The organism is Roseburia sp. TF10-5, assembly GCF_003462365.1.
Taxonomy (GTDB): Bacteria; Bacillota; Clostridia; order Lachnospirales; family Lachnospiraceae; genus Roseburia; species Roseburia faecis.
The window spans coordinates 1-19,540 of sequence record NZ_QTYW01000002.1 but is presented as its reverse complement, the minus strand read 5'-3'; the positions used below and the strand labels follow the sequence as shown (position 1 = coordinate 19,540).

Genomic DNA, 19,540 nt, shown 5'->3' with positions numbered 1-19,540 from the left:
GCAGACAAAAGAGGTAATGTGTATGAAGAAAATGGTAGCTTTTATGATGGTGTTGGCTTTGGCATGTAGCAATGTTCCGGCACATTTGGGCTATGCAAATGGTAAGGAAGCTGTGTATGCGGCTGAATCGGTTGCAATCGCTTCGGCAGACGATCTGTTAGCAATGGAGCAGAATCCGGGCAGAAATTATTATCTGAGTAAGGATATTACGGTTTCTGCGGGAACGAAGCTGTTTCAGGATAGAAATACGCCTTTTAAAGGAACGTTGGATGGCAAGGGACATAAGATTAATGGCTTGCGTGGTGGTGCTTTGATCGGACAGGCACAGAATGCGAAGTTTCAGAATCTTACATTGGCGGATGTGACGCTAAGCGAAGAGGCTGCGCTTGTAAATCAGGCCCGCAAATGCACTTTCACAAAGATTAAAGTATCCGGTAAAGCAACAGGAAGTTCTGCGGGACTCGTCAATTCGGCGTCAGACAGTACATTTACGGATTGTTCAAGTTCTGTCGCTTTTTCAATTAAGAATAAGAAAAGTGCAGATAACGCAAGTGATCAGAGTGCGGCTGCAGCCGGTATTGTGTTATACGGCAGCGGCTGCAAACTAAAGAACTGCAAGAATACAGGAAGCTTTTCTCTTGAGGCAGTCATGGTGTATCCGACCAGTGTGAAAGCATACGGTATTGCGGGAAGTGCCCAAAGTCTTGAAAATTGTAAGAATTCGGGTAATATTGCTGTAAAAGGAACGAAGCCTTCGGACCCGGATGATGGATATTACACAGATGTTCATGCAGCCGGTATTGCAGGAAGTTATACAACTCTTAAGAATTGTGGCAATTCCGGTAAGATCGTTGCTTCCTGTACATCGGTAGAGTCCGGTATGCGTGTTAGTGGTGTCGCATTAAGCGGAACAAACAGTGGAAAAACGCATAATTCGGTAGCAAGGTGCTATAATAAGGGGGCTGTCAGTGCAACCGGAAAATGTGGCAGAGGAATTAAGATATCCGGTGTGACGAATGAGACGGAAGCTGCAACAGAGTGCTATAATACAGGTAAGATCAGTGTTGATCTGAAAAGTCAGGAGAATGTGATCGTGGGTGGAATCTGTTCTTCAACAACGTTTGTTCAGAATTGTTACAACACCGGAAACGTTACGCTGAAAGGTAGCGGATTTGCCGGAGGTATTGCCGGAATCGGCGCATTTCTCAACAGCAGTAAGAAGAAAGATGCGATGTATAATTATAATTGCGGAACGGTTAAGGCAAGCGGTAAGAATTCTTTTGCAGGTGCAATCTTTGGCGAACTGGACGGAGCGGATGATATTGGCAGACCGAACGCGCGGGAAAATTATTATACATCGGGTAAGCCTTACGGACATGAAACCACAGCATGGAAGCCTTATATGGCAAAGGCAACGAAGGTTTCTTCCATTACATCCAGAAATTGTCCGAAGCTGTCCTCGAAATACTGGACATATTCAAGCAAGCATAAGAGAATGATTTTGAAGAATAACAAAGAATAGAAGGTGACAGGAACCGCATGACAGGTAAGAACCTGTCATGACACTACCCATGTGAAAACGGAGGTAATGTTTATGAAAAAAATGGCAGCTTTTCTGATGGCGTTTACTTTGGTATGTACCAGTAGCCCGGCGAATCTGCATACGGGGGCAGCAACCGAAACCGTTTACGCGGCAAAGGCAGTTGCAATCAGTTCCGAGGCCGATCTAGTTGCAATGCAGGAGAATCCGGATGGAAATTATTATCTGGCGAAAGATATCACAATTAAGGGGAATCTGAATCTGTTTCCGAATTATTATGATTATGATACAAAGGTGCAGCACGAGGAGTGCTTCACGGGTTCCCTGGATGGCAAAGGACATACGATTAAGAACTATACGGGAATGGGACTGTTCAACAATGCAAAAAATGCAACGTTTAAAAACATTGTTATGACAAATGTGACGATTCAGGGAAAAGAAATGGGAGCAGCTCTGGTATATCAGGCGGAAAAGTGCAGGTTTTCCAATATCACAGTATCCGGAAAAACGACAATCGGTGGTGCCGGAATTGTCGATAGCGCACAATCCTGTGATTTTACCGATTGTACCAGTAAAGTCAATGCAGATATTAAAGTAACGGATGCGTTGCCAGGCTGTTTTGCCGGAATCTCCTGGGGAGATGAAAATTCCAATTTCAGGAATTGCCGGAATCAGGGCAATATCACATTGACAGGAGCACGGAATGAGGATACTTCGTTTTCGGTATATGGTATTGCCATGATCACGAAGAAAATAGAAAAGTGTGTCAATACCGGAAATCTTACAATTAAGAATACAGCAAAGGGAGATGCAGGACTCGGGCTTGAATTTGAGGCTTGCGGTGTTGCCGGATCGTGTTATGGACAGGCTAAGGGATGTGGCAATACCGGTAAAATTTCTGTGACAAATCAGGGAGGAAAGACCTCGCGCGCAGTAGTCAAAGTGTGTGGTATCGAAGCGGCCGCTGTAAAAATTAAACAGTGTTATAACAAGGGGGCGGTTTCCTTTACTGGTGTCTGCTCCGGAAGAGACTATGAAGGAGATAATGAAGTTGCGGGTGTAGGATTTGCAGCGTCAATGAGCGAATGTTACAATACCGGAAAGATTACCGTCAATACGAAAAACGGATTTACCAATGTTGGCGGTGTAAGTTACTGTGGAACGAAGATTAAAAACTGTTATAATACAGGAACGGTCAGCCTTACCGGAAAAGGGTATGCAGGTGGTGTTGTCGGAGAATTCCGCGACGGAAGCTGCAATTACAACGTAGGAAAAGTTACGGCAAAAGGAAAATATGCCATGGCTGGTGAGATCGCCGGTTATGTATCAGGGGAAAATACAGTATCGGATAATTATTATACCGGTTCCGGAAAGAAGAGTGGACGCGAGTATACAAGCTGGGTACCATATCAGTCAAAGGCGAAGAAAGTTTCTTCCATTACGTCAGCAAACTGTCCGAAATTGTCATCAAAGTACTGGACCTATTCCAGCAAGCATAAGAGACTTATCTTAAAGAATAACAAAGAGGCGTAAGAGAGAATGTGTATGACCTTGTTCCGCCACTGGGCGGAGGAAAGGAGAGGAAAATTTGTAAGTGGACTATTTACGGATGTGAAAAAAGAAGCCCCTGTTGTGTGCAGGGGCTTTAAAACTTAGGAAATAGTGCCATTTTTACTACATGAAATAGTAACACTTTGTGTGAAGTCTTTTGAAGAACTAGGTGACGAATGTGTTGCTGTTGCATATGCAGTGGCAGAGTTCCCGTTTTTGGAAGATGATATGGATTTAATTGACCAAGTTGTAGCAGGCGCAGTTGCGCTTGGTGAACAACTAATGCAGCGAGAGGTTGTGCCATCATAGGTAAATGTTGCGGTAATAGAAACACTCCATAATACTGTTCCGGAAGAGTTGCGCATATAAGTCGTTTTAGTCTTTGTAATATTATGGGATGCTCGATCGAAGTTTGTTATTATATTAGGTGAAAGAACAGCATCAGTTATGACTGTTTATATGGTGTATTAGGATAAGTGTCTGTAATAATATTAGCTTTAGCCGAAACCGGGGTTGAACATAATAAAAACAGAGCAGAAGTTAAGCATAATATAATTTTCGTTTCATATAAACTTTTCTCCTTATTCAATATTCGTGTTAGTAAAATAAATGGCTTCTTGTTTAAATACTTGAAAACTTCGATAGGAAGTAATTCCAAAAATAGAAGCTATGACAGCTAGTATTATAATTAGGGTTATGATACCTCCTCGTATATACTTACCTATTTGAATTCGTTTTATTAAATTCTCAGCAGTGAGTGTTGAAATATAAGAATTTACGGTATCTACAGGTGTGCCGAAGTCTTTGTACAAGTCATGGATTGTTTCAGGAGAAGTATCTTTACAAAAATCTTCCAGATTATTTGCCAGCGTAGCCAAATATTTTTTTTCTGCTTTTCCGACTGTTGGAAGTAATAGTTTTACCTGATATATGTATTGCCTGCATAATTTAGTCATGTTGTTTGCCTTCTTTCTCCAGCGAATCAAAAATTGAAGATACAGCAGATATCATGTTCTTATAGTCGCCATGCAATTCTTCCAGATAGGTTTCTCCATCAGCTTCAATATGATAATAAACACGTGTACGCTTTTTCCCTACAAGAACCGAATATTCGCTGATCATGTGTTCATTTTCCAGTTTATACATGACGGTATATATGGTATTAGGGGAAATAGAGAGTAGCTTATTTGATTCACTTGTAATATATTTACTTATTTCATATGCATAACAATCCCCCTTTATTTTTAAAATTGATAGTACTAGAAAGTCTGTGATACCCGTAAGGAGAGTATTTTTGTATGCCATATAACACCTCCAAGATATATGGAATTATAGCATGTTATATACGAAAAGTAAATATTATTTAGTACAAAATATTGGTTGACAAAATAAAATGCCTATGATACGCTACCAATGCAATAATACATGTATAATTGTAATTTAAAGAAAAATTATATAGGATTTAATAGTAAAGGAAAAGCTATAATAATGAAAAAACTTGGTAGGAAGGGATCCGCATGTATGATGGCAATTGCTTTATGTGCTATGACCGTTCCAGTGTTTGCTGGTAGCAATAATAAGTCTGTTAAAAGTGCAAAGTATAATGCATATGCAACAGAATATGTTGGATTTGTAAGTGCGGGGAGTGGAAACACATATGGATATGCAGCAATGGATTTTGAAGGATCTACCTATGAAATTCATGCTACAGATTAATATGGATTCCTGCAGGGAAGACTTTCCCTGTAGGAATCTTTTTAACAGGGGGATAAAATGAAAAAATATTTATCCATAGACAATGGCCTTTTAATGCTATGCATGAGTTTGTTTTTGTTTATGATGTTTATTTGTACACAATTACTGGTAAGAGGATATATAGAAAACAGGACACCCGAAGAGATTTATGTTGTAAATGAAAAGCAAATCACAGAGCATCAATTAAACCAACTGAGTCATATTTTAAAAGAATGCGATGCAAATGCGTATATGACGGGAATATATATGAAGGATGGAGATCTTTTTGAACGGAAAGAAGTGAAATTGTGGTTAAATCATGAGAAGAATTATGATTTAAAATCGAATTTTATGTTTGAAGAAAACACAATAAAAATTGATTGGAGAACAATCTCAGAACATTTGAAAAAAACGATCATACACGCAATAAATCAAAGAGAAACAAAATTTGAAAACATATATTTAGTATTTTCACACAAATATAGCAATGAATGTATTCAAAAAATTTCTCATTGTATGGAAGTAAATAAAAATCAGGATCAAATGGAGACAAGGGAAAACTATTTACAGTTATTTCAAAATAAAATGATGCTTTATTCTTCTCTTGCAATTGTAATATTTGGTAGCCTTTGTGTGTATGCACTTTCTGAATTATGGATATATACCAGAAAAAAGGAATGGAAAATTTGTAGAATATTTGGATATGATCATTTTAAAATTTTAAAAAATATTTTTAGAGAATTGTCATTTGTATATATGGGAGCTGTTATTGGTGGAATAATAATAGCTGTAATTTATCATTTCTTTTATCGTTACACGTATATGGTAACAGAAAAATGGATTGAGATAATCGTAGTGGAAATCGGATGTGTATATATATTATTCTTGTTTTATGTGACACATAGAGCAAAAAAGCTTGTAGACGGATAAGACGAAAAGGATTGGAATGGTGTGTTATGAAATGGATAATTATTGCATGGGATCAAATTCGCCTGAATAAGAAAATTTCTATTATATTAGTTGTTTTTATTACCATGAGTATTTTTCTTATAGGGGTAATAAGCTTTTATAATAATATTTTTAGTTATTCTCAAAAGCAGTGTGAGCAGGTTTTGACGGGAACTATTGATAATATTGGATTGTTATATGTTGAAAATGGAGATTTTTATTCACAGAAAGCACAGGATTTTATAAATGAAGCGATGGATAAAAAAGTGGTAAAGTTTATCGGATCAATTTCTTCATTAGAAACAGACAGACTTCCGGAATTAGCCAGATTACAGGGAAATGAACAGGGAAATTTAACATGGATATGGGCAGATCAGACGGTCCTTGGGTTATGCAATTTAGAATTTTATAAAAAAGCAGAAATGACAGATATAAATAAAAATGTATATCACTTGTATTTGGGATATAATTTTAAAAAAGTTAAGGTTGGAACACAATATGTGGTAAAACAGGAGGATGGGAAGGATGATGTATATGTAGTGGATGGAATTTTAAAAAAACACCAGAATTTTATTTCCGGGGAAATAGCATCTGGAGCAGCAGCAGGAACTACCGTGGCAGTTTATAATATGGATAACCGCGTGTTAGTTTTCGGGGATGTATATCCATCTTCCGGATTTTGGATATATGAATCGTATAAAAACCCAGATAATATGAAATCTGAGTTAAAAAAACTGGCTGATAAAAATGGAATACAGATACAGCTCTCATCTTTAAATAGTTATTTAAAAAATGCCCAGATAGAAAACGAAAAGATCAGAATGATATTTTCCAGAATGTTTGGCGTCATTTTGATTGGAACAATCATTATAAATTTGAGCATGTGTGCGCTTTCTTTTATAGTAAATAAAAAACAGTATGGTGTCTTATATATATGTGGATTTTCAGAAAAGGATTTAGTCATTATTTATATAATGGAAAATTTATTGAAAAGCTTTATAGCGTTGATAATTGCGGGAGCAGGAATTTATGTCATGTTTACAAGATTATTTGTGAATAATTATGAAACATATCAGATGATACAGAATATTTTCTTTGCTCATATTATAAAAATTTTAGTTGAAGAAATGCTTATACTTGTACTTATTCTATCCATTTTGCCAGTTATCCTTATAAAGAAATATTCACCACAGATGATTGTAAAAGAGGGGGGCTTGTAATGATCCGCTTATCGCATATTGAGAAAACGTATTTTGGAAAGGGAAATGAAACACATGCATTAAAAAATGTAAATTTGAAAATACAAGATAATGAATTGTGTGCAATTATGGGGGCAAGCGGTTCTGGGAAAAGTACATTATTACATATAATAGGAGCCATGGATGATGTGACAGGTGGTTCCTATTTGTATAACGATATACCTGTATCTAAATTGAGTAAAAAAGATTTACATGGATTTAGAAAAAAATATGTAAGTTTCGTGTTTCAGAATTTTGCATTAATTGAAAGATATTCAGTTTACGAAAACTTAGAAGTACCACTTTTGGCAAGGTCGGTAAAGAAAAGGAAACATATTATTGAAGATGCCGCAGAGCGTGTGGGAATATCTGATCTTCTTCGAAAATATCCATCAGAACTCTCGGGAGGTCAACAACAGCGTTGTGCGATTGCAAGGGCTCTTATTGCAGATACGGAACTACTGTTGTGTGATGAACCTACAGGGGCTCTTGACAGTGAAAACAGCATTAAGATTATGGATGAGATTGCAAAAATTCACAGAACTGGTAAAACAATTATTATAGTAACGCATGATGACGAGGTGGCACATCGATGTGATCGCATTATTCGAATTACGGATGGATGTATTCTGTAGTTCAAAAAGAATAGTAAAAATTATCTTAAAGGATGAAAGTACCATGGAGGATTTGAGATTATAAAAATTGTGCAACGTCCCCAACCTCATAATGAGAAATTTTAGGGTTGCGGTGAAGGTGAGGAAAACGATTGATTTTCTGTTTGAAAAATGCTACAGTATTACCAGATTTTGTGAAAATCCGCTAAAAGTAGAAGATGACTGGATAAAAGACTATGCACTGGAAGAGGAAATATGATAATTATAATTGTAGTGCATTTTATGAATCATCCTATGTGATAGCAAGGGCATATCAAAATGGAAGATTTTCATTTGGTGGGAGGGATAAGATGAAGAAAAAAATTGCGTTGGTAATCACAATTGCGGTATGTATAGTATCCGTATCAGCAAATGTTTATCAGTACAGGGTGATACAGAATAAAAACGCGTCTATAACATGGAACCAAAAGGTTGTGGATCAGATGTTTCAGGAGGAACTGGCATACATAGGGGATCAGATGATTCGATTAAGCAAGTGTGAATCCGGAGAAAAAGACACAGAGATCGGGAGAACGTTGGGGTATTGCCTGGATGCATTCAATATGTATCCAAGCACAAGTTATGGAGTATCTGGAAAGGAACATGATGTTCAACAGATGGTGGCTGAGTTTAGAGATTATCTGGAAAATTTACAGTCCGATGAAACACTGTGGAAAAATGCAAAGAGTGGTGACTTAGATCGGTTGCATGATGCGTGGTCAGAGGTACTTACGCAGATTGATAAGGGAAAGAAAGCCCGTGTTGCAGCAGCTTCAAAAGTGAGACAGATTTTGAAAAATTGTGCAACGTCCCCAACCTCATAATGAGAAATTTTCGTTGAATTCGACCTTTGAATGCCCTCTTTTCCTTGTGGTACAATAGAAATACAGGGAAAAGGGGGAATTATCTTGTATCAGATAGGAGAATTTATTGTCAAAGCTGCAAACGGAGTATGTGAGGTAAAGGATCTGGTGCATCTGGATTTTTCAGATACAGATTCTAAAAAACTGTACTATCACCAGCAATGATCCGGAGCGTCTGGTGGGGATCATCAAACTGATCTGCGACCGGAAAGAAGAGCGTGTCCGGCAGGGCAGAAAAGTTACGGCGGTGGATGGGCGTTATTTTAAACTGGCAGAGAATCTGCTGTATGGGGAACTGGAAGTGGCACTGGATAAAGACACAGAGGAAATCCACAGGCTTATTCAGGAGCAGTGTGGGTAATCCCATAATTTAATCGTTTTAAGCTTCCCTTCTGGAAGGTATATTCCGGCGTGTGAAACGGATAGGTGACTTCATCTTCATAATACCATGGGTCATCTTCGTGCGCCGGATTTTTTAATACATGAAATTGTTGTGCCGGCATATATCCCTGTGCAAGCAGGAAGGCTTTTTTGCCGTCTGCATTTTCGCACAGATCAACGACCATCACAACATGCCCCGGATTTCCGCCTTTTAAAAACACATCTCCCACCTGCAGATCAGATAGCGGGATCGGCTGTGCTTCGGTATCCATGGAGGCGGTACCGGCATAAGAAAAAACGATACGCAGATAGTCTTTCAAACTGTCGTAGGAAGTGTCCGGCTGTGCACTTTTGATCCAGCTTACATTATTTCCGTTTACACGGATACGGTAACCGTCTGCCCACTTCGTATACTGGGCGTCAAATCCATTCGTAAAATGAAAAGCAATGCGATCGTATTGCTTTGTACTCCAAAAATATTCTGCATATACCCGGATGGCGGAATCCGCGCATTGCTGGAGATCCTCATGTTCAAGTGGGAGATCAAATACGGCAACATGAGCCTTTTGATTGCGTTTTTTACTGCCGTCATATAATAGAACGGGACTTTGATCAGGCTCCATGGCATAGTTTCGCAAAAACTCTGCAAGACTTCCGTCGGCTTCTTTGGTTCTTGTGTAACCGTCCGATGTGTGGATGCGGCTTTCTAATGTCATGCCGGAAGCGTCAATCAGAGAAAGCGTGGAAGAAGTTTCCGTTTCTGTTGGTCCGGCCTGCGGTTCTGTCTGTCTGGAAATAGTTTTTTGTGAATCCGTCTGTGAATGGCTGGCATGACAACCGGTGAACGTGATGCCAAGGGATAGGATGCCGATTCCGAATAATAATCTTTGTACTAATTTTTTCAATGTTTTCTTCCTCATTTAAATATAATCTATGACAGAGCATACCACACTTTTGGAGAAAATAATAGAAATTGTTCTTGACAGGTAAAAACGTGTTTGATAATGTTATTTCATAAAGTTATATTGTTTCTGAATATTATATTAGTAAATGTCAACAGGAACAAATCACGGGGGATTCTCCCACGACTCCATGAAATTTAAAAAACAGAATGAAGGGTTACATGATAACTTGACATACTACTATTGAATAGGGTAATGTAAAGGAGAAAAGATGGTCAGAACATTTATACAGACACGCGAATTTTCCAGGAATTGGGATAAACTTGGGTTTAAGGATGAAGATTTAAGAAAGCTGGAATTAGAATTGCTGGAAAATTCTGATTTACATCCGGTAATAAAGGGAACAGGAGGACTTCGAAAGATCAGAATTCCTTTTGCAAATGAAGGGAAAAGTGGCAGTGCCCGTGTTTGCTATGTGGATTTTGTGGTTCAAGAGGTTATTTATTTGATTACCGTGTATTCTAAAAATGAAAAAGAAAATCTGTCGCAAGCTGAACGTAATGGTATCAAAAGTTTAATTGAACAATTGAAATTGAAGTTATAGGAGAAGAAATAATATGAGCGATGTATATGAAAGTATTGTGGCTGGATTACAGGAAGCCATTGAGGATGCAAAAAGTAAAGAAAAAAAACTTCCGCGCCGTGTCGTGACAGTTGTTCCTGTTAAGGAATACAATGCCAGCGAAGTAAAGAAGATTCGTAACGAAACCGGAATGTCGCAAAAGACATTTGCAAGTTATCTTGGTGTTTCCTGTAAGACTGTGGAGGCATGGGAATCTGGAATCAATCATCCGTCAGGTGCAGCAAGCCGTCTTCTGCATATGATGGAGATGGATCGAAATCTCACAAAAGAATTTCCTTTTGTATCCATAGAGGAATAATAAATAATACATGAGTGTTTTCCAAAAACCGGAAGACACTCATTTTTATTGAGAAAAATAATTCTTGCATAATACCCACAGGGGGTATATAATGCGATGCAGAAGGATACCCATACAGGGTATCGGAGAGAGAGGAGACATAATCCGAATGGAAAAAGAACATACTTGTGAATGCTGTAAGAAAAAAGAGCGTTCCGAGAAGGAACGGAAAGATATGATCAATCGCCTGAGCCGCATTGAAGGACAGATCCGCGGCATCAAAGGCATGGTAGAAAAAGACTGTTACTGCCCGGATATCATCACACAGGTAGCGGCTGCCAATGCGGCACTCAACAGTTTTAATAAAGTCCTGCTGGCACAACATATCCGTACCTGCGTCGCAGATGGCATCCGAAACGGCGAGGACGATAAAGTAGACGAATTAGTAACGATGTTACAAAAATTAATGAAGTAAGAAATGTAGGAGGCAACTATGAAGCAATATGAAGTGACCGGCATGAGCTGTGCGGCATGCTCCGCCCGCGTGGAAAAAGCCGTCTCCAAAGTGCCGGGTGTGACTTCCTGCTCTGTCAGCCTGCTGACCAACTCCATGGGAGTGGAAGGCACGGCAACCGATCAGGAAATCGTAAATGCAGTTGTCGCAGCCGGATACGGCGCAGCACCCAAAGGCGCAAAAAAAGAACAGACCGCAGCAGAAGAGGAAGAAGCATTAAAAGACCACGAGACACCGAAACTGCGCAAGCGTCTGATCGCATCGGTCATCTTTCTTGTCGTGCTGATGTATTTTTCCATGGGACATATGATGTGGGGCTGGCCGGTACCGGCTGCCATGAAAGACAATCATGTGGCAATGGGAATGTTGCAGATGCTTTTAACCATCATCATCATGGTGATCAACCAGAAGTTCTTTGTGAGCGGTTTTACCAGCCTGCTCCACGGCGCACCAAATATGGATACACTGGTGGCACTCGGCGCCGGAGCATCGTTTGGATACAGTACGTATGCCCTGTTTGCCATGACCGGAGCGCAGGTGCGCGGCGATATGGATGCAGTCATGGGATATATGCATGAATTTTATTTCGAGTCCGCGGCCATGATTCTGACACTCATCACCGTCGGAAAAATGCTTGAATCCCATGCCAAAGGAAAGACGACCGATGCCTTAAAGAGCCTGATGCGGCTGGCACCGAAGACTGCGACCGTAGTGCGGGATGGGAATGAAGTTATCGTGTCGATCACCGAAGTGCGGCAGGGAGATACCTTTGTCGTGCGTCCTGGCGAAAACATTCCGGTCGATGGGATTGTCCTAGAGGGAAGCAGTGCGGTCAACGAGGCAGCACTCACCGGCGAGAGTATTCCCGTCGATAAACAGAAAGGTTCCTCTGTCAGTGCGGCAACCACGAACCAGTCCGGATTTTTGCGCTGCGAGGCAACCCGTGTGGGCGAGGATACGACGCTTTCCCAGATCATTAAAATGGTATCGGATGCAGCGGCGACCAAAGCCCCAATTGCAAAAATTGCGGATAAAGTATCCGGTGTTTTTGTTCCGACCGTTATCACCATTGCAGTAATCACCATTATGGTATGGCTGCTTGCCGGAAAAGATATCGGATTTGCATTAGCGCGCGGTATTTCCGTGCTCGTCATCAGTTGTCCGTGTGCGCTTGGACTTGCAACACCTGTAGCGATCATGGTCGGAAACGGCATGGGAGCAAAAAACGGAATCCTGTTCAAAAATGCGGTGGCACTCGAAAATGCTGGAAAAACACAGATTGTAGCACTGGATAAGACGGGAACGATCACAACAGGAGAGCCACGCGTGACCGATATTTTACCGGCAGAAGGCTACACGAAGCGTGATCTCATGCAGCTTGCTGCAGATCTGGAGAGTTCGAGTGAACATCCGCTGGCCAAAGCAGTTATGGAGCATGCCAAAGCGACGGGGATTTCCCAGACGGCGGTACATGATTTTCAGGCACTTCCGGGAAATGGTCTTTCCGCGGTGCGTGGGGAAGATCTGCTGCTCGGTGGCAGCGTTTCTTACATGAAGGAGAACGTAACTGTAGATTCCACCCTGCTCGATCAGGCCCAAAAGCTGGCAGAAGAGGGAAAAACACCGTTGCTTTTTGCCAAAAATCATACCTGTGCCGGCCTGATTGCTGTAGCAGACACGCTCAAAGAGGACAGCCCCCAGGCGGTGGCCGAATTGCGTGACATGGGAATCCGTGTCATTATGCTGACCGGAGATAACGAGCGCACAGCAAAAGCCATCGGTGCACAGGCAGGAGTGGACGAAGTCATAGCCGGTGTACTGCCGGAAGGTAAAGAGGCAGAGATCCGTAAGCTGAAGGAACAGGGCAAAGTAGCCATGGTCGGAGACGGAATCAACGATGCCCCGGCACTGACACGAGCAGATACCGGAATCGCCATCGGTGCCGGAACCGATGTGGCAATCGATGCGGCATCCGTTGTCCTGGTTAAGAGCCGTCTGCGGGATGTTCCGGCGGCCATCCGCCTAAGCCGGGCAACGCTGCGGAACATCCATGAAAATCTGTTCTGGGCATTCTTTTATAATGTAATAGGGATTCCACTTGCAGCCGGAGTGTGGTATCCTATATTTGGGTGGAAATTAAATCCAATGTTTGGCGCGGCAGCCATGAGCTTATCCAGCTTTTGTGTCGTGACCAACGCATTACGGCTGAACCTGTTTTCCGTACACGGAAAAGCAAATAAAGATGCTGCACCGGCAGCAGAACCGGTAGAAATAAAAACAAGCGAAAGTGAGGAAAAAGTAATGACAAAGACAATGCATATTGAAGGAATGATGTGTGGACACTGTGAGGCAACGGTAAAGAAAGCACTTGAGGCACTTCCGGAGGTGACATCCGCAGAAGTCAGCCATGAGGCTGGCACTGCTGTTGTGACCTTGTCCTCGGAAGTGGCAGATGATGTATTAAAGAAAACAGTAGAAGAGAAAGATTACAAGGTTACGGCAATCGATTAAGAATGTTGCAGCGGTTCAATGGAACGTGGAGCCGCCTGTTCCCGTTGGAGAAGGGTGGTATGAAACATGTATTTATTTCATAAAAAAACAAAAGTTCTGCGTGTACTCGCACTGCTGTGTGCGTTTGCACTTGGATTGTGTATGACAGGGGGATTTCAAATGACAGAAGCAAAAACAACGTATTATGATGCATCGGCAGGCAGACTGCACGTCAAAGGAACAAAACTTGTGGACAAAAAGGGGCATGAAGTACAGCTTCGCGGGGTCAGCACACATGGATTGAGCTGGTATCCGCAGTATGTCAACGACAAGTGTTTTGCCCAGCTGCATGACAAATGGGGGGCAAATGTCGTGCGACTGGCGATGTATACCGAAGAATATAACGGCTACTGCAGCGGAGATGCAAAGAACCGCAGTGATTTAAAGAAACTCATAAAAAAAGGTGTAAAGCTGGCAAAGAAACACAAGATGTATGTGATTGTGGACTGGCACATCTTAAGTGATGGCAATCCAAATTCCCATAAAAAAGAAGCAAAAGCCTTTTTCAAGGAGATGTCAAAGGAATTAAAAGGTTACAACAATGTGATTTATGAGATCTGCAACGAGCCGAACAACGGAACAAGCTGGAAAGAGATCAAGTCTTATGCGAAAAGCGTGATTTCTACCATCCGTGAAAATGATAAAAAAGCGGTGATTGTTATAGGAACGCCAACCTGGTCGCAGGATGTGGATCAGGCAGCAGCAGATCCGATCAAGGGGGACAATATCATGTATGTGCTGCATTTTTATGCAGCCACACACAAAGCAGATCTGCGCAATAAAATGACCGCAGCCATCAACAAAGGACTTCCGGTATTTGTCACGGAATATGGAATCTGTGATGCTTCCGGAAACGGAGCCATCGACAAAAAAGAGGCAGACCGCTGGGTACAGACGATGGATGAATACGGTGTCAGCTACATTGCGTGGAATCTGTCAAACAAACAGGAATCTTCTTCTATTATTAAAAGCAGCTGTCCGAAAGTCAGCGGTTTCAAGAAAAGTGAGCTGAGTGACGAGGGCAGGTGGCTGTATAACCTGCTTCGCAAGAAGGCTGGACTGACAAAGTAGTGATGGAATGATTACATAACACGGGCATGCCCGGGAAAGGAGGGAATCATGCGGATACAAAAAAGCCGGATGAGGTGTGTAGGCATCTTTTTGGCGGTTGTCATATGTTTTTTTGCGGTGCAGCAGAGCTATGGTGTGCAAAATATGTACGATATCACGCAGGCGGAGCCGGATCATCTTGCGGTACATACGATGGAGCGGCAGCAGGGTTCCTTCCTTGATATCCTCGGACGTTCCGAACTGACACAGTTCGAACAGGCGCGTCTGACCGTCAGTGCACGGATCACGCGGCTGAATGCAGAACGCAACATCATTTTGTGGGCAGGACTTGCAAGCGGATTTGCTGGGAATGCTACCCGGATTTATCTGGCATCCTGCCGTATCGAAAACATATTTGTGCGCAGTCATGCGTGGATCATGGCATACATACACTGGCAGGATGGGGAAAAAGCTTCTGACTCTTTGAAATAAGCGACCATTTTCAAAGAGTTCAGGAGGAAAATTTCATGTTAGAAAAAGTCATTATCGTAGTTGTAGTAGCAGTTGTTGTGTTGGCCGCAGGTGTGGCATGGTGGTTCGAGAACGGATCAGCAAGCCATAATGAGGGCAGTCATGCGGCGGATGTGGACAGCAATGAACTGACAAAACTGGAAAAATAAATACATAAATGAAAGAGGGAATGTTTCTGTGTGGGAACATTCCTTTTTCTTGTGCGTTTCTTTGTGTTTTGGGGACATGTAGAGAAAAAGTAAGCTTGAAAGTCGCGGTGAAAGTTGCCGGAGGGACATATGTAGAGAAAGTGCATTGAAAAATCCTGGGAGAAGTTGGTAAAAGGACATATGTATAAAAAGCGCATGAAAAAGTCCCAGGAGAAGTTGGCAAAAGGACATATGTATAAAAAGCGCATGAAAAAGTCCCACAGGACCTGTTTAATGGGACATAAATGAGCACTTTTTTATCATATGTCCTCCATTCAGTTCGTTATGGGACATGGACGGCTATTTTTTTGCCATATGTCCTCTATTCAGTTCGTCATGGGACATAGACAAGCATATTTGTTTTATATGTCCAGCCTGAGTTATTACATAGAAAAGTAAAGTGACATAGATGAACCTATGGAAATATCATATGGAAATAAAAGAAGAATTGCAGGAAAGGTTAAAAGATGCTGTTCCTGTTTTTTGAAATAATAATTGAAACTATTTAGGAAGATTAGAACAAAATATTGAAAAATAAAATGAAAAGGTGTATTATAAAATAAATACAAGAAATTTTATATTTGGAAGAAGATCTTATTACAAGGAGAAAAAATATGCGGTATATTGTAGCTGTGGACATTGGGGTGGCTTCGGCCGGATGGGCAGTGATTGATAAAAGCTCTGAAATGGTAATTGAAGCCGGATCAAATATTTTTCCGGAGGCATCTGCAACCAATAATCAGGCGAGAAGAGGGATGCGTCAGGCAAGGAGATTAAAAAGAAGAGAACGGACAAGATTAGATGATTTCAAAAAGTTATGGGAATATCATGGACTTGCTATTCCACAGGTGAAGAAAAATGATATTGTCGGGCTTAAAGTAAAGGCACTTTATGAAAGTATTTCTTTGGATGAATTGTATTTGATTTTGTATAGCTATTTGAAACATCGTGGAATATCTTATTTAGAGGACGTGGAAGATTCTTCTGTTAGCGGATCAACTGCATATGCAAATGGATTAAAATTGAATGCAAAAGAATTAGAAAAGAATTTTCCGTGTGAAATTCAAAAACACAGGCTGGAAAATATCGGAAAATACAGAGGTCAGATACAGATAGAAGATGATCAGGGAGAAAAGCTGGATCTGAGTAATGTGTTTACAATTGGAGCCTATACGAAAGAAATTCAACAGATTTTGGACACACAGAAAAAATATCATGCGGAAATAGCAGATGAATTCTGCGAGAAATATTTAAAAATTTTTACAAGAAAAAGAAAATACTATGAAGGACCGGGAAATGAAAAATCAAGAACTGACTATGGAAAATACACAACAAGATTAAAGGAAAATGGGGAGTATATTACCGAAAAAAATATTTTTGAAAAATTAATCGGAAAATGCAGTGTATACAAAGATGAATTGCGAGCTGCATCGGCTTCTTATACTGCACAGGAATTTAACTTGTTAAATGATTTAAATAATCTGACGGTAAATGGAAGAAAACTTGAAGAAAATGAGAAGCACCTAATTGTTGATAAGGTAAAAACAAGCAATACCATAAATATGCGCAAAATTATTGCCGATGCAATGGGAGAGAAAATTGAGGAATTTTATGGTGCCAGAATTGATAAGAGTGAGAAAGAAATTTTTCATAAATTTGAGGTCTATAATAAAATGAGAAAAGCCCTTGCGGCTATTCATGTGAATATAGAAGAATTTTCCAGGGATAATTTGGATGAAATCGGATATATTTTGACAATTAATACGGATAAAGAAGCTATGATGGAGGCGTTTGATAATTCAAGACTTGAATTGCCGGGAGAAATTAAAAATTGTCTGATCTCTCTCAGGAAAACAAATGGGGCATTATTTAGCAAATGGCATTCATTTTCATTAAAAATAATGAATGAACTGATTCCGGAAATGTACCGACAGCCCAAAGAACAAATGACTCTCTTAACAGAAATGGGCGTTATGACGGGACAGACAGATGAATTTGAAAAAAATAAGTATATACCAGTAGATGTGGCAAGTGAGGATATTTTTAATCCTGTAGTCCGCAGATCTGTTCGTATTTCCTTTAAAATATTAAACGCGCTTATGAAAAAGTATGGAACATTAGATGAAGTGGTAATTGAAATGCCACGGGATCGCAATTCTGACGAACAAAAGAAGTGGGAAAAAGAAACGCAAAAAAAGAACGAAAAAGAACAGGAGTATATTGAAAATAAACTGGCTACAGTATATGATATCAGACTTTCATCGGCTGATTTCTCTTCGCAAAAGCAATTAAATTTAAAGTTAAAATTGTGGAATGAGCAGGATGGAAAATGTTTATATTCCGGGAAGATAATTGAACCGGAGGATTTGATTAAACATTCGGAGCTGTTTGAGATTGATCATATTATTCCGAGATCCATTTCTTTTGACGATTCCAGAAGCAATAAGGTTCTTGTGTATCGGACAGAAAATCAGAACAAAGGAAATCAGACACCATACTACTATTTGACACATACCAATAGTAAATGGTCATTTGAACAATATAAAGTTCTGGTTATGGATTTATCAAAGAAAAAGGAGTATGGACTTTCAAAAAAGAAAGTGCGGAATTTGCTGTATAGCGAAGATATTACGAAAGCAGATGTATTACGTGGATTTATCAATCGAAATATTAATGATACAAGTTATGCAGCGAGAGTTGTCCTGAACACGGTACAGGGATATTTTCGAGTGAAAGAAATGGGTACAAAGGTAAAAGTGATCCGGGGAAGCTATACGCATCAGATGCGTGTGAATATGAAGCTGGATAAAGATCGGGAAAAAAGTTATGCGCATCACGCAGTGGATGCCATGCTGATTGCATTTTCGCAATTAGGTTATGAAGCGTATCGAAAATTACAGGGAGAATTCATTGATTTTGAGACGGGAGAAATTTTAAATTCAGAAAAATGGAAAGATCAGATGTCTGACGAAGTATATAAACAATACCTTTATAGAAAAAAGTGGAGTAATATTCGAAATGAAATTACAAGGGCAGAAAAGAATGTAAAATACTGGTATTATGTTGACCATAAATCAAACCGTGGCCTTTGCAATCAGAAGATTCGTGGAACAAGAGTTTATGATGGAAAAATTTATAAAATAAATAAGCTGGATATCAGAACAAAAGAGGGAGCTGCTCTTTTTAAAAAGCTTGCATTTAGTGAAAAAGAGAGTGACAGAGAAAAGTTATTGGTCTATAAAAATGATAAGAAAACATATGAGGATCTGGTTCGGATCATGCAGGATTATTCGGATTCCAAGAATCCGTTTGTGCAGTACGAAAAAGAAACTGGAGATTATGTAAGGAAATATGCAAAGAAACATAATGGACCTCGTATTGATAAATTAAAGTATACAGATGGAGAAGTTGGATCTTGCATTGATATTTCACATAAATATGGGTATGAGAAAGGCAGCAGGAAGGTAGTGCTTGAAAGTCTGGTTCCATACCGTATGGATGTTTACTATAAAAAAGAGGAACAGACCTATTATTTAGTAGGGATAAAACAGTCGGATGTAAAATGCCAAAAGGGGGAATATGTCATTGATGAGGATGCATACGCAATAAATTTAGTGAATGAGAAAATGATTCAACAAGGACAGAAGAGAAGTGATCTGGAGTCTCTGGGCTTTGAATTTCAGTTGTCGTTTTATAAAAATGATATTATTGAATATGAGAAGGATGGGGAAATAGTCAGGGAAAGATTTTTGTCAAGAACAATGCCTAAAGTAAAAAATTATATTGAAACAAAGCCGATAGACAGGGCAAAATATGAAAAACAAAAATTGGTAGGGCTTGGCAAAACTAAGAGGATAAGAAAATACCGAATGGATATTTTAGGAAATTATTATTTATGTAGCAGGGAAGAATTCTCAAAATATTGCTGACTTGAAAAAGTAAATTCCAGTGCAAGAGTAAATTCCATCGGCTTTTAA

The 19,540-nt window shown here is 40.0% G+C and carries 19 protein-coding genes; 16 read left to right on the top strand and 3 right to left on the bottom strand.

Going from position 1 to position 19,540, the window contains the following annotated elements; all coding sequences use genetic code 11:
• Positions 1–22: 22 nt before the first annotated feature.
• Together DXD06_RS02180 and DXD06_RS02175 are read left to right on the top strand one after the other, a co-directional pair.
• Positions 23–1,522, top strand: coding sequence for a hypothetical protein (locus DXD06_RS02180; RefSeq protein WP_117830490.1), 1,500 nt, complete (start codon positions 23–25; stop codon positions 1,520–1,522).
• A gap of 72 nt (positions 1,523–1,594) precedes the next feature.
• Positions 1,595–3,073: a ZmpA/ZmpB/ZmpC family metallo-endopeptidase-related protein gene (locus DXD06_RS02175; protein ID WP_158569465.1), complete on the top strand. Its 1,479-nt coding sequence runs from the start codon at positions 1,595–1,597 to the stop codon at positions 3,071–3,073.
• A 599-nt stretch (positions 3,074–3,672) separates the two neighbouring features.
• Here DXD06_RS02175 and DXD06_RS02165 read toward each other — a convergent pair.
• Complete coding sequence (locus DXD06_RS02165; protein WP_117830487.1) at positions 3,673–4,047, bottom strand: DUF6120 family protein; 375 nt, start codon at positions 4,045–4,047, stop codon at positions 3,673–3,675.
• A complete protein-coding gene (locus DXD06_RS02160; protein ID WP_117830486.1) occupies positions 4,040–4,396 on the bottom strand; it encodes a PadR family transcriptional regulator in 357 nt (118 codons plus the stop codon). Before DXD06_RS02160 ends, DXD06_RS02165 begins: the two co-directional genes overlap by 8 nt.
• 183 nt (positions 4,397–4,579) lie before the next feature.
• Here DXD06_RS02160 and DXD06_RS02155 point away from each other — a divergent pair, with 183 nt between their 5' ends.
• The 6 genes from DXD06_RS02155 to DXD06_RS02135 all read left to right on the top strand — a co-directional run bounded on the left by DXD06_RS02155 (position 4,580) and on the right by DXD06_RS02135 (position 8,888).
• The gene (locus DXD06_RS02155) at positions 4,580–4,807 is read left to right on the top strand and encodes a hypothetical protein (RefSeq protein WP_117830485.1); all 228 of its coding nucleotides are present in this window, start codon (positions 4,580–4,582) and stop codon (positions 4,805–4,807) included.
• Positions 4,808–4,864: 57 nt separating this feature from the next.
• On the top strand, positions 4,865–5,755 hold the full coding sequence (locus DXD06_RS02150) for an FtsX-like permease family protein (protein WP_117830484.1): 891 nt from the start codon (positions 4,865–4,867) through the stop codon (positions 5,753–5,755).
• Between the two features lie 26 nt (positions 5,756–5,781).
• A complete protein-coding gene (locus DXD06_RS02145) occupies positions 5,782–6,993 on the top strand; it encodes an FtsX-like permease family protein (protein ID WP_117830483.1) in 1,212 nt (403 codons plus the stop codon).
• Positions 6,993–7,646 carry an ABC transporter ATP-binding protein gene (locus DXD06_RS02140; protein ID WP_117830482.1) on the top strand — a complete coding sequence of 218 codons (654 nt, stop codon included), beginning with the start codon at positions 6,993–6,995 and terminating at the stop codon, positions 7,644–7,646. The genes DXD06_RS02145 and DXD06_RS02140 overlap by 1 nt, the downstream gene beginning before the upstream one ends.
• A gap of 329 nt (positions 7,647–7,975) precedes the next feature.
• A complete protein-coding gene (locus tag DXD06_RS16990; RefSeq protein WP_158569464.1) occupies positions 7,976–8,488 on the top strand; it encodes a hypothetical protein in 513 nt (170 codons plus the stop codon).
• 217 nt (positions 8,489–8,705) lie between these two features.
• Positions 8,706–8,888 (top strand): hypothetical protein, encoded by a 183-nt coding sequence (locus DXD06_RS02135; RefSeq protein WP_055068313.1) that lies wholly within the window; start codon positions 8,706–8,708, stop codon positions 8,886–8,888.
• Here DXD06_RS02135 and DXD06_RS02130 read toward each other — a convergent pair.
• Positions 8,866–9,813, bottom strand: a complete 948-nt coding sequence (locus tag DXD06_RS02130; protein WP_022044895.1) for a DUF4846 domain-containing protein — start codon at positions 9,811–9,813, stop codon at positions 8,866–8,868. The two genes, DXD06_RS02135 and DXD06_RS02130, sit on opposite strands and share 23 nt — an antisense overlap.
• A 268-nt stretch (positions 9,814–10,081) precedes the next feature.
• On the opposite strand from DXD06_RS02130, the gene DXD06_RS02125 reads away from it, so the two are divergent.
• From DXD06_RS02125 to cas9, 8 genes are all read left to right on the top strand, one after another.
• A complete protein-coding gene (locus DXD06_RS02125; RefSeq protein WP_022044896.1) occupies positions 10,082–10,414 on the top strand; it encodes a type II toxin-antitoxin system RelE/ParE family toxin in 333 nt (110 codons plus the stop codon).
• A gap of 13 nt (positions 10,415–10,427) precedes the next feature.
• Positions 10,428–10,751 (top strand): helix-turn-helix domain-containing protein, encoded by a 324-nt coding sequence (locus DXD06_RS02120; RefSeq protein ID WP_022044897.1) that lies wholly within the window; start codon positions 10,428–10,430, stop codon positions 10,749–10,751.
• A gap of 148 nt (positions 10,752–10,899) precedes the next feature.
• Positions 10,900–11,205, top strand: a complete 306-nt coding sequence (locus DXD06_RS02115) for a metal-sensing transcriptional repressor (protein WP_022044898.1) — start codon at positions 10,900–10,902, stop codon at positions 11,203–11,205.
• A gap of 18 nt (positions 11,206–11,223) precedes the next feature.
• Positions 11,224–13,755 carry a heavy metal translocating P-type ATPase gene (locus DXD06_RS02110; RefSeq protein ID WP_117830481.1) on the top strand — a complete coding sequence of 844 codons (2,532 nt, stop codon included), beginning with the start codon at positions 11,224–11,226 and terminating at the stop codon, positions 13,753–13,755.
• Positions 13,756–13,821: 66 nt separating this feature from the next.
• A complete protein-coding gene (locus DXD06_RS02105) occupies positions 13,822–14,865 on the top strand; it encodes a glycoside hydrolase family 5 protein (RefSeq protein WP_117830480.1) in 1,044 nt (347 codons plus the stop codon).
• A 48-nt stretch (positions 14,866–14,913) separates the two neighbouring features.
• Entirely contained in the window at positions 14,914–15,336 is a 423-nt protein-coding gene (locus DXD06_RS02100; RefSeq protein WP_117830479.1) for a hypothetical protein, read from the top strand.
• A gap of 35 nt (positions 15,337–15,371) precedes the next feature.
• Complete coding sequence (locus DXD06_RS16985) at positions 15,372–15,524, top strand: hypothetical protein (protein ID WP_158569463.1); 153 nt, start codon at positions 15,372–15,374, stop codon at positions 15,522–15,524.
• A 653-nt stretch (positions 15,525–16,177) separates the two neighbouring features.
• Positions 16,178–19,492: a type II CRISPR RNA-guided endonuclease Cas9 gene (gene cas9 / locus DXD06_RS02095; RefSeq protein WP_117830478.1), complete on the top strand. Its 3,315-nt coding sequence runs from the start codon at positions 16,178–16,180 to the stop codon at positions 19,490–19,492.
• Positions 19,493–19,540: the final 48 nt, after the last annotated feature.

Coding starts and splice junctions, on each gene's coding strand:
- DXD06_RS02180 (WP_117830490.1), top strand. CDS start 23: ATGAAGAAAATGGTAGCTTTTATGATGGTGTTGGCTTTGGCATGTAGC.
- DXD06_RS02175 (WP_158569465.1), top strand. CDS start 1,595: ATGAAAAAAATGGCAGCTTTTCTGATGGCGTTTACTTTGGTATGTACC.
- DXD06_RS02165 (WP_117830487.1), bottom strand. CDS start 4,047: ATGACTAAATTATGCAGGCAATACATATATCAGGTAAAACTATTACTT.
- DXD06_RS02160 (WP_117830486.1), bottom strand. CDS start 4,396: ATGGCATACAAAAATACTCTCCTTACGGGTATCACAGACTTTCTAGTA.
- DXD06_RS02155 (WP_117830485.1), top strand. CDS start 4,580: ATGAAAAAACTTGGTAGGAAGGGATCCGCATGTATGATGGCAATTGCT.
- DXD06_RS02150 (WP_117830484.1), top strand. CDS start 4,865: ATGAAAAAATATTTATCCATAGACAATGGCCTTTTAATGCTATGCATG.
- DXD06_RS02145 (WP_117830483.1), top strand. CDS start 5,782: ATGAAATGGATAATTATTGCATGGGATCAAATTCGCCTGAATAAGAAA.
- DXD06_RS02140 (WP_117830482.1), top strand. CDS start 6,993: ATGATCCGCTTATCGCATATTGAGAAAACGTATTTTGGAAAGGGAAAT.
- DXD06_RS16990 (WP_158569464.1), top strand. CDS start 7,976: ATGAAGAAAAAAATTGCGTTGGTAATCACAATTGCGGTATGTATAGTA.
- DXD06_RS02125 (WP_022044896.1), top strand. CDS start 10,082: ATGGTCAGAACATTTATACAGACACGCGAATTTTCCAGGAATTGGGAT.
- DXD06_RS02120 (WP_022044897.1), top strand. CDS start 10,428: ATGAGCGATGTATATGAAAGTATTGTGGCTGGATTACAGGAAGCCATT.
- DXD06_RS02115 (WP_022044898.1), top strand. CDS start 10,900: ATGGAAAAAGAACATACTTGTGAATGCTGTAAGAAAAAAGAGCGTTCC.
- DXD06_RS02110 (WP_117830481.1), top strand. CDS start 11,224: ATGAAGCAATATGAAGTGACCGGCATGAGCTGTGCGGCATGCTCCGCC.
- DXD06_RS02105 (WP_117830480.1), top strand. CDS start 13,822: ATGTATTTATTTCATAAAAAAACAAAAGTTCTGCGTGTACTCGCACTG.
- DXD06_RS02100 (WP_117830479.1), top strand. CDS start 14,914: ATGCGGATACAAAAAAGCCGGATGAGGTGTGTAGGCATCTTTTTGGCG.
- DXD06_RS16985 (WP_158569463.1), top strand. CDS start 15,372: ATGTTAGAAAAAGTCATTATCGTAGTTGTAGTAGCAGTTGTTGTGTTG.
- cas9 (WP_117830478.1), top strand. CDS start 16,178: ATGCGGTATATTGTAGCTGTGGACATTGGGGTGGCTTCGGCCGGATGG.